1 rRNA gene is annotated in these 2,984 nt (G+C 51.9%); it reads left to right on the top strand.

The annotated features are described in order from the left end of the window. Position 1 precedes the first annotated feature (1 nt). Positions 2-2,935: ribosomal RNA gene (locus C8K15_RS19805) — 23S ribosomal RNA — on the top strand. Positions 2,936-2,984: the final 49 nt, after the last annotated feature.

Raw genomic sequence — 2,984 nt, 5'->3', positions numbered from 1 at the left:
CGGTTAAGTTAATAAGGGCGCACGGTGAATGCCTTGGCACTAGGAGCCGATGAAGGACGGTACTAACACCGATATGCTTCGGGGAGCTGTAAGTAAGCTTTGATCCGGAGATTTCCGAATGGGGAAACCCACTGTTTTTAATCGAGCAGTACGTTTACGTGAATACATAGCGTATCCGTGGCACACCCAGGGAACTGAAACATCTAAGTACCTGGAGGAAGAGAAAGAAAAATCGATTCCCTGAGTAGCGGCGAGCGAAACGGGAAGAGCCCAAACCAAGAAGCTTGCTTCTTGGGGTTGTAGGACACTCAATACGGAGTTACAAAGGAACGAGTTAGACGAAGCGATCTGGAAAGGTCCGCCGCAGCAGGTAAAAGCCCTGTAGTCGAAAGTTCGTTCTCTCCTGAGTGGATCCTGAGTACGGCGGAACACGTGAAATTCCGTCGGAATCTGGGAGGACCATCTCCCAAGGCTAAATACTCCCTAGTGACCGATAGTGAACCAGTACCGTGAGGGAAAGGTGAAAAGCACCCCGGAAGGGGAGTGAAATAGATCCTGAAACCGTGTGCCTACAAGTAGTTAGAGCCCGTTAATGGGTGATAGCGTGCCTTTTGTAGAATGAACCGGCGAGTTACGATTGCATGCAAGGTTAAGCTGAGAAGGCGGAGCCGCAGCGAAAGCGAGTCTGAATAGGGCGATAGAGTATGTAGTTGTAGACCCGAAACCAGGTGATCTACCCATGTCCAGGGTGAAGGTAAGGTAACACTTACTGGAGGCCCGAACCCACGCACGTTGAAAAGTGCGGGGATGAGGTGTGGGTAGCGGAGAAATTCCAATCGAACCTGGAGATAGCTGGTTCTCTCCGAAATAGCTTTAGGGCTAGCCTCAATTTTGAGAATCCTGGAGGTAGAGCACTGTTTGGACTAGGGGCCCATCCCGGGTTACCGAATTCAGACAAACTCCGAATGCCAGAGATTTATAATTGGGAGTCAGACTGCGAGTGATAAGATCCGTAGTCAAGAGGGAAACAGCCCAGACCACCAGCTAAGGTCCCAAAGTAATTGTTAAGTGGAAAAGGATGTGGCGTTGCTTAGACAACCAGGATGTTGGCTTAGAAGCAGCCATCATTTAAAGAGTGCGTAATAGCTCACTGGTCGAGTGACGCTGCGCCGAAAATGTATCGGGGCTAAACAATTCACCGAAGCTGTGGATGGATTCCTTCGGGAATCCGTGGTAGGAGAGCGTTCTAAGGGCGTTGAAGCTAGACCGTAAGGACTGGTGGAGCGCTTAGAAGTGAGAATGCCGGTATGAGTAACGAAAGACGGGTGAGAATCCCGTCCACCGAATGACTAAGGTTTCCTGAGGTAGGCTCGTCCGCTCAGGGTTAGTCGGGACCTAAGTCGAGGCCGATAGGCGTAGACGATGGACAACAGGTTGATATTCCTGTACCACCACTCCACCGTTTGAGTAATGGGGGGACGCAGAAGGATAGGGTAAGCGCGCTGTTGGTTATGCGCGTTCAAGCAGTGAGGCGTGAAACGAGGCAAATCCCGTTTCTATAACGTTGAGCTGTGATGACAAGGACCATTAGGTCTGGAGTTCCTGATTTCACACTGCCAAGAAAAGCCTCTAACGAGGTGGAAGGTGCCCGTACCGCAAACCGACACAGGTAGTCGAGGAGAGAATCCTAAGGTGAGCGAGAGAACTCTCGTTAAGGAACTCGGCAAAATGACCCCGTAACTTCGGGAGAAGGGGTGCTCTATTAGGGTGTTAAAGCCTGAGAGAGCCGCAGTGAATAGGCCCAGGCGACTGTTTAGCAAAAACACAGGTCTCTGCAAAACCGTAAGGTGACGTATAGGGGCTGACGCCTGCCCGGTGCTGGAAGGTTAAGAGGAGTGCTTAGCGCAAGCGAAGGTGCGAATTGAAGCCCCAGTAAACGGCGGCCGTAACTATAACGGTCCTAAGGTAGCGAAATTCCTTGTCGGGTAAGTTCCGACCCGCACGAAAGGCGTAACGATCTGGGCACTGTCTCAACGAGAGACTCGGTGAAATTATAGTACCTGTGAAGATGCAGGTTACCCGCGACAGGACGGAAAGACCCCGTGGAGCTTTACTGTAGCCTGATATTGAATTTTGGTACAACTTGTACAGGATAGGTAGGAGCCTGAGATACCGGAGCGCCAGCTTCGGTGGAGGCGTCAGTGGGATACTACCCTGGTTGTATTGAACTTCTAACCCTTGCCCCTTATCGGGGCAGGAGACAGTGTCAGGCGGGCAGTTTGACTGGGGCGGTCGCCTCCTAAAGTGTAACGGAGGCGCCCAAAGGTTCCCTCAGAATGGTTGGAAATCATTCGTAGAGTGTAAAGGCAGAAGGGAGCTTGACTGCGAGACCTACAAGTCGAGCAGGGTCGAAAGACGGGCTTAGTGATCCGGTGGTTCCGCATGGAAGGGCCATCGCTCAACGGATAAAAGCTACCCCGGGGATAACAGGCTTATCTCCCCCAAGAGTCCACATCGACGGGGAGGTTTGGCACCTCGATGTCGGCTCATCGCATCCTGGGGCTGTAGTCGGTCCCAAGGGTTGGGCTGTTCGCCCATTAAAGCGGTACGCGAGCTGGGTTCAGAACGTCGTGAGACAGTTCGGTCCCTATCCGTCGTGGGCGTAGGAAATTTGAGAGGAGCTGTCCTTAGTACGAGAGGACCGGGATGGACACACCGCTGGTGTACCAGTTGTTCTGCCAAGAGCATCGCTGGGTAGCTATGTGTGGCCGGGATAAGTGCTGAAAGCATCTAAGCATGAAGCCCCCCTCAAGATGAGATTTCCCATTACGCAAGTAAGTAAGATCCCTCAAAGACGATGAGGTAGATAGGTTCGAGGTGGAAGCGCGGCGACGTGTGCAGCTGACGAATACTAATCGATCGAGGACTTAACCACAATTTTGAATGGCTTTCAATGGCCCGTTTATCCAGTTTTGAGTGAACAA

This window comes from Paenisporosarcina sp. OV554, from assembly GCF_003058165.1.
Taxonomy (GTDB): domain Bacteria; phylum Bacillota; class Bacilli; order Bacillales_A; family Planococcaceae; genus Paenisporosarcina.
The sequence above is the reverse complement of the archived record's forward strand: the minus strand, read 5'-3'. Positions and strand labels throughout refer to the sequence as shown.